Annotated in this window: 5 protein-coding genes and 1 pseudogene; 4 read left to right on the top strand and 2 right to left on the bottom strand. The window is 52.2% G+C overall.

Going from position 1 to position 6,957, the window contains the following annotated elements; all coding sequences use genetic code 11:
• Nucleotides 1–435: 435 nt before the first annotated feature.
• From VF260_06130 to VF260_06115, 4 genes and pseudogenes are all read left to right on the top strand, one after another.
• Nucleotides 436–799 (top strand): annotated as a pseudogene (locus VF260_06130) (nuclear transport factor 2 family protein).
• 229 nt (nucleotides 800–1,028) lie between these two features.
• On the top strand, nucleotides 1,029–1,559 hold the full coding sequence (locus VF260_06125; GenBank protein HEX7056758.1) for a hypothetical protein: 531 nt from the start codon (nucleotides 1,029–1,031) through the stop codon (nucleotides 1,557–1,559).
• Between the two features lie 111 nt (nucleotides 1,560–1,670).
• Entirely contained in the window at nucleotides 1,671–2,756 is a 1,086-nt protein-coding gene (uxuA, locus tag VF260_06120) for a mannonate dehydratase (protein HEX7056757.1), read from the top strand.
• Nucleotides 2,743–3,591: an SDR family oxidoreductase gene (locus VF260_06115; GenBank protein HEX7056756.1), complete on the top strand. Its 849-nt coding sequence runs from the start codon at nucleotides 2,743–2,745 to the stop codon at nucleotides 3,589–3,591. Before uxuA ends, VF260_06115 begins: the two co-directional genes overlap by 14 nt.
• A 27-nt stretch (nucleotides 3,592–3,618) precedes the next feature.
• Here the strand turns inward: VF260_06115 and VF260_06110 are convergent, their stop codons facing one another.
• Nucleotides 3,619–5,286 (bottom strand): FAD-dependent oxidoreductase, encoded by a 1,668-nt coding sequence (locus tag VF260_06110; GenBank protein HEX7056755.1) that lies wholly within the window; start codon nucleotides 5,284–5,286, stop codon nucleotides 3,619–3,621.
• A gap of 152 nt (nucleotides 5,287–5,438) precedes the next feature.
• On the bottom strand, nucleotides 5,439–6,929 hold the full coding sequence (gene glpK, locus VF260_06105) for a glycerol kinase GlpK (protein ID HEX7056754.1): 1,491 nt from the start codon (nucleotides 6,927–6,929) through the stop codon (nucleotides 5,439–5,441).
• Between the last annotated feature and the right edge of the window lie 28 nt (nucleotides 6,930–6,957).

The following is a 6,957-nucleotide window of genomic DNA, read 5'->3' as shown; positions in this document are numbered from 1 at the left end:
GCGGGACGTGAGCGTGCGTCCGCGAAAATCGGTGACTTGGGCAGCATGCTCATCTTTGGCGATATCAATTCCCACTACGGCATGCTTCATGGTAATTCGTTCAATCCGTTGATTTGTCATGTTTTTTAGAGTAAACTTCATGTTAAGCGCCTCCTGATGGATTATTAGGGCCGAGACCCGTTACATCTCCATCATACGAGGCGCTCCTGTTTTTGTCCAAGTCCGTTTCTTAGGACTAACAGGAATGTTTAGATCGGAAAGCTCACTATATGACCTTTAGATCTGACCTACCACGAACGTTAAAGACCGCAAGTCGGCAAACCGGCCGAGTTTTAGCGGGCAAATTTTAGGCGGCTTTAGCCGGCATTAGCAAATGGGCAGAATAGTTTATTATATGAAAAAGGCAACCCTCATAAAGAGAAAGGCTGGTTTGCGATGGGAAATACTTTAAAAGAGAAAGCGGTGTCGTTTTTGCAACTGGTTGCGTCGGGGGAAGTGCGTGAAGCATACCGTAGGTATATTGGCCCGAATTTCCGCCATCATAATCCTTACTTCCGTGGAGATGCGAATTCTCTTATGCTGGCAATGGAAGAGAACGCCGCCGGGAATCCTCATAAAACCCTTGAGGTAAAACGTGTCATCGAAGGTCGCGGTTCACTCCCATGTGAAGCAAAAGCAAGATGACATCGGGGTAGTTGTGGTCCATATTTTCCGCTTCCATAACGACCTTATTTCCGAACTTTGGGATGTGGGCCAGCCCATACCTGAGAATTCTCTTAATGAGAATGGCGTGTTCTGATGTAGGTGCGGTTAGTTTAGTGAGATTCGACTCAGCGTTTCATCAATATCGAACACGCGCCCCTCTGCTTGAACCTCTTTATGCCTTTTGCTACAATATGCTTGACTGTGGGAGTCGGCGTACAACTGTCCGTCGTTTCATGCGACAACGCGCAATTTTAATATGAACGGTGGAGCCTCCTTTGTTAAGCGGGGGCTTTTTTCAATTATGAGGAAGGCCGGATGATAAAATGCGAAAATGGCTGGCGGCATTGCTTGTCATTGTAATGATCTTGTCGGGTTGCACGGAAAAAACGATCTATCCGGACGGCAATGACGACAATTACATCAGAGTCAATCCGGACGGCAAGACAAACAGCTGGTATTTGCAACGGTTGCGGACCGCTGTAAAATATGGTTTTCCCGAAGTTGCCGGCATTCCCAGGAAAAATGAATTTCAAATCTTTTCGCCGGAATTGTACATTTACCTGAATTATCTGGATCAGGGAAAAGAAACGATCGGCAAAACCATGTACCATTATCAACATTTGCGCAACGGCACGGATCTTCGTTTTACCAGACTGGAAGCGGATGTTGCGATCATTGACCAAAACGGCAACGTTCTAAGGACGGCCAGAGCGTTTCCGCTGGGCGTGCAAAACCGCTCCAAACTGGTCATCAATCCCGATGACGAAATCAGACTTGGAACGGCGATTCAGCCCGACAAGCGGGAAGCGGGAATCCGGATTGAGTCCGTTTATGTTACCGTTTTGCCCGATTAGACGCTTTGGACAACCGTAACAACGTTGAAAAGACTCTGGCTTTCGACGCAATGAAGGTTTATTATAAAGTGGTATTTTACAGCGCACTTCAATATTACAGGAGGAAACACGATGCGGATGGTATTCAGGTGGTACGGCGAAAAACTTGACCGGATTCCGCTTCGCCACATTAAGCAAATCCCCGGCGTGGAAGGCGTTGTTTGGGCTTTGCATGACGTTCCGGCAGGGGAAGAATGGCCGATGGAAAAAATCATGGAAGTCAAACAGCAAGCCGATCAATATGGGCTGAATATAGATGTCGTGGAAAGCGTCAACGTTCATGAAGACATCAAACTGGGACTTCCGACGCGAAACCGGTATATCGAAAATTACAAACGAACGATCGAAAAATTGGCCAAGGTCGGCGTCAAGGTGATTTGCTACAACTTCATGCCTGTCTTCGACTGGACGCGCACGGAATTATATAAACAACTGGAAGACGGCTCGACGGCCCTCTTTTTTGAAAAAAGCAAAATCGACAACATCGATCCGCTGGAATTGGTGAACAAAATAGCGGGAAACCCGGAATTTACGCTGCCGGGTTGGGAACCCGAGCGGTTAAAGGATTTGGCCGGACTGTTTGCCGCTTATCGTTCTGTGACGGAAGAAGACTTGTGGAACAATTTGCAGTATTTTCTGGAACAAATCATTCCGGTGGCCGAGACCAATCACATCAAAATGGCCATTCATCCGGACGACCCGCCATGGTCGATTTTTGGCCTGCCCAGAATCATAACCAACCGGGAAAATATACGCCGCTTTCTGAAGCTGGTGGACAACCCTTACAACGGCATTACGCTCTGCAGCGGCTCGCTGGGAGCAAACCCCGATAATAACGTTGTGGAAATGGTTCGCGAATTTGCGGATCGTATCCCGTTCGCCCATATCCGCAACGTAAGAATTGAAGACAATGGCGATTTCATCGAAACTTCCCATCGAACGCAAGACGGTTCCATTGATATTTACGGCGTTGTCAAGGCCTACCATGATGCGGGATTTACCGGGTATGCCCGGCCGGATCACGGAAGACACATTTTTGACGAAGTGTGCAGGCCCGGATACGGCTTGTATGACCGGGCGCTTGGCATCATGTATATTTGGGGAATCTGGGACGCTCTGGAAAGGGCGAAAAAGGAGGCTGCCCATGCTGCCGATTAACGAAAACTTAAAAGGAAAAGTAGCGGTGGTGACAGGCGGCGGCGGAGTTTTGTGCGGAGCCATGGCCAGGGAACTGGGCAGACAAGGCGTGAAAGTGGCAATCCTCAACAGGACGGCGGAAAAAGGAGAAAAAGTGGCCGACGAAATACGCCGTTCAGGCGGTGACGCGATCGCCGTTGCCTGCAATGTGTTGGATGTTGCAAGCGTAAAGCGGGCGGAACAGGTCGTCCATGAAACGTATGGAGCCTGCGACATCCTGATTAACGGAGCGGGGGGCAATCATCCCAAAGGGGTTACGACCAACGAAACATTTCGCCTGGAAGATCTGGACAATGAAGCGGTCCAAACTTTCTTCGATTTGACCGAAGAAGGATTCGGCTATGTTTTCAACTTGAATATTCTGGGTACGTTGCTCCCGACCCAGGTGTTTGCCAAGCGGATGATCAATCGAAAAGGCGCCATTGTGATCAACATGTCGTCGATGAGCGCTCCGTCGCCGATGACGAAAGTGCCTGCGTACAGCGCGGCAAAAGCGGGTATTGACAATTTCACGCAATGGCTTGCCGTTCATATGGCTGACGCGGGCATCCGCGTCAACGCGATTGCCCCCGGGTTTTTCCTGACGGAACAAAACCGGAAACTGCTTCTGAACGAAGACGGCTCCTTGACCGACCGATCCCATAAAATCATCGCGCACACGCCGATGCGCAGGTTCGGAACGCCGGAAGATTTGCTCGGCGTCTTGATTTGGCTGGCCGATGAAAACATGTCGGGATTTGTTACAGGGATCATTATTCCCGTTGACGGCGGTTTTATGGCTTACTCAGGTGTTTAAGAATGAAAAAGGCCGGCTTATCCGGCCTTATTCGTTTTTCTCGGGCGTCACGGCATCGGCGAACAATTGCGCAAATTGTTCCGTGAATTTTTGCCTGGTTGCCTCCGGCCAACCCGCCATTGTAGCCATTGCCGCAATGACCGGCTCTTTCCATTCCTGAACCCAGGGCCGGTTGAAGAAAAGCCATCCCGTACGGCGAATCAGAAAATCGGCCGGGGTTGCCGCCATTTCCGCTTCGACGGCGTAACTAAGCATCAGCCAAATATCCAGCGGCAGCCCGGTCTTTTTGCCTTCGTTTTCATATCGCGGAATACGCTCGAAAACGTTAGTGACATTTGCGCCGTACCATTTTGCCAATCTTTCCGCCGCTTCTTTGGGAAGCCCCAGTTTGGCGCCCCATTCCGCATTTTTGCGGACAAATTCTCCGAATCCGGCCGATCCGCCGACGTCGCCGCCTGATATCGCAAGCGTCCGCGTCAGGCACGGAACTGTCTGTTTCCCTGTCTCCCGCTGCAATTGCTTGGCGATGATATCCACTACTTTTTCCGCCATTTTGCGGTATCCGGTCAATTTGCCGCCGGCGATGGAGATAAGCCCCGATGGCGCGATGAATACTTCGTCCTTGCGGGAAATTTCCGACGGGTCTTTGCCTTCTTCATGTATGAGCGGACGCAAGCCGACCCAACTTGATTCGACGTCGTTTGCCGTAAGCCGCACTTCCGGAAACATCGCGTTGACGGCCGTAAGCAAGTAATCGCGGTCTTCCGCGGTCATTTTGGGATGGACTTTATCTTTGGCGTAATTTGTATCGGTCGTGCCGACATACGTTTTGCCGCCGCGGGGGATGGCGAACACCATCCTGCCGTCGGCCACGTCAAAGTAAACAGCCTGGCTGAGCGGGAACCTTTTACCGTCGAAAACAAGGTGAACCCCTTTGGTTATATGCAATGTTTTTCCCGTTTTGGAACCGTCCATTTGCCGCAATTCGTCAACCCACGGACCGGCGGCATTGACAATTTTGGCGGCGTGTATTTCGGCCGTTTTCCCCGTCAATTGGTCGGTTACGATGGCGCCGGCGATTTTTTGGTGCTTATACAGGAATTTGTCGACCTTGACATAATTGGCGGCCTTTGCGCCGAGTGACACGGCTTTTTTCAAAACTTCCAGGGTGAGTCGGGCGTCATCCGTCCGGTATTCGACATAAATGCCGCCGCCTAACAATCCGTCCTTTTTCAACAGCGGCTCTTTGGCGATTGTTGCGTCGCGGTCAAGCATTTTCCGCCGCTCGTTTTTTTTAACGCCCGCCAGAAAATCATACACCCAAAGGCCGAAGGACGTGGACCGTTTGCCGAAGGTTCCGCCCGCGAAAATCGGCAGCAATATCCATTCCGGAGTGGTGACATGCGGTCCGTTTTCGTATACGATCGTCCGCTCTTTGCCGACTTCCGCGACCATTTTCACGGCAAACTGCTTTAAATAGCGCAAACCGCCGTGGACCAGCTTGGTCGACCGGCTGGAAGTGCCCGCGGCAAAATCCTGCATTTCGACCAGCGCGACGCGCAGGCCCCGGCTTTGCGCATCCAGCGCGATTCCCGCTCCGGTTATGCCTCCGCCGATTACCAGCACGTCGAATGAAGAATTTGCCAGTCCGTCCAAAATGGCGTTTCTGCCGTTGGTGGTCAGATGGTCGCTCATGTAGATCGCCTCCAAATATTATATGCGGATAAAAAAAGACGCCGCAGACGCCTCCGCGAAAAAACGCTGGAAGCATTGCGGTGTCTCCAAATCTCCGACCGTCTTATAAACTTAACTCTAATATACCATAAACGCCAGCCATAATCCAACCGTTATTTGAACGCGATCGCGGCCTTGACGGCTTTCTTCCAACCGCTGTACAGCCGTTCCGCCTCGTTGCTGGCCATCGCATGTTTGTATGTTTGCGCGGACTTGCTCAAATTTGCAACTTCTTGCTGATCGCGCCAATATCCGACAGCCAGCCCGGCCAGGAATGCCGCACCCAGAGCGGTTGTTTCGCTGATCACGGGCAATTCCACCGGCACTTGCAAAATGTCGCTCTGGAATTGCAGCAAAAATTTGTTTTGGACCGCGCCGCCGTCAACCCGCAGCGATTTCAGGGCGAACCCCGCGTCTTCCTGCATGGCGGAGAGAACGTCTTTGGTTTGGTAGGCAATGGCCTCCAAAGTGGCGCGGATGATGTGCGCTTTCGTTGAGCCGCGCGTCAGCCCGAAAATCGCTCCGCGCGCCTCGCTGTCCCAATATGGCGTGCCCAGGCCGACGAATGCGGGAACGACATAAACGCCGTCATTGGAAGCGATGCCGGTCGCATAAGCCTCGCTTTCGCCCGCCGTTTGGATCATCTGCAGACTGTCGCGCAGCCATTGCACGCCGGAACCGGCGACAAACACACTGCCTTCCAGCGCATAATCGACTTTGCCGCCGAACCCCCAGGCGATGGTTGTGAGCAAGCCGTGTTTCGACGGAATCGCTTTGCCGCCCGTATTCATCAGCATGAAACAGCCGGTCCCGTAGGTGTTTTTAACCGCGCCGGAAGTAAAACAGGCGTGCCCGAACAAAGCCGCCTGCTGGTCTCCCGCCGCGCCGGCGATCGGGATCGCTGCGCCGGCAAGTTCCGGGATCACAGCGTACCCGTAAACTTCCGAAGAGGGCCGCACTTCCGGCAGCATCTTGCGCGGAATGCCGAGTATGCCCAGCAAGGTATCATCCCAATCCAGTTCGTGAATATTGTAAAGGAGCGTGCGCGAGGCGTTGGAATAATCGGTGACATGCGCCTGTCCGCCGGTCAATTTCCAGATCAGCCATGTGTCGATCGTACCGAACAACAAGTCGCCTTTTTCCGCCTTTTCTCTGGCGCCGTCCACATGATCGAGAATCCATTTGATTTTCGTGCCGGAAAAGTACGCGTCAATCAATAGCCCGGTTTTCTCCCGGAACTGCGCATCGTATCCTTGCGCTTTCAAGTCATCGCAAATTTGCGCGGTTTGCCGCGACTGCCAGACGATGGCGTTGTATACCGGCATTCCCGTACGCTTATCCCAGACGACCGCCGTTTCGCGTTGGTTGGTGATGCCGATTGCCGCGATTTGCCCCGGTTTGATGGACGCGTCGCGAAAAAGCTCGGAGATGACGTTTACGATCGACTGCCAGATTTCGTTGGCGTCATGCTCCACCCAGCCGGGCTTCGGAAAATATTGCGTAAATTCCTGCTGGGCCACCCGCACAATGTGGCCTTCGCGGTCGAATAAAATCGCGCGCGAACTAGTCGTCCCCTGATCGAGCGAAAGAATATAGGTCTCCACGATAATTTCCCCTCCAAACGGTTAAAAT

Source organism: Bacilli bacterium (genome assembly GCA_036381315.1).
In the GTDB taxonomy this organism is placed as follows: Bacteria; Bacillota; Bacilli; order Paenibacillales; family KCTC-25726; genus DASVDB01.
Note: the sequence above shows the minus strand (reverse complement) of the source record. Positions and strands in the feature narration are given on the sequence as shown.

Excerpts from the sequence above, each read along its gene's own strand:
- VF260_06125 (HEX7056758.1), top strand. The coding sequence starts at position 1,029 with ATGCGAAAATGGCTGGCGGCATTGCTTGTCATTGTAATGATCTTGTCG.
- uxuA (HEX7056757.1), top strand. The coding sequence starts at position 1,671 with ATGCGGATGGTATTCAGGTGGTACGGCGAAAAACTTGACCGGATTCCG.
- VF260_06115 (HEX7056756.1), top strand. The coding sequence starts at position 2,743 with ATGCTGCCGATTAACGAAAACTTAAAAGGAAAAGTAGCGGTGGTGACA.
- VF260_06110 (HEX7056755.1), bottom strand. The coding sequence starts at position 5,286 with ATGAGCGACCATCTGACCACCAACGGCAGAAACGCCATTTTGGACGGA.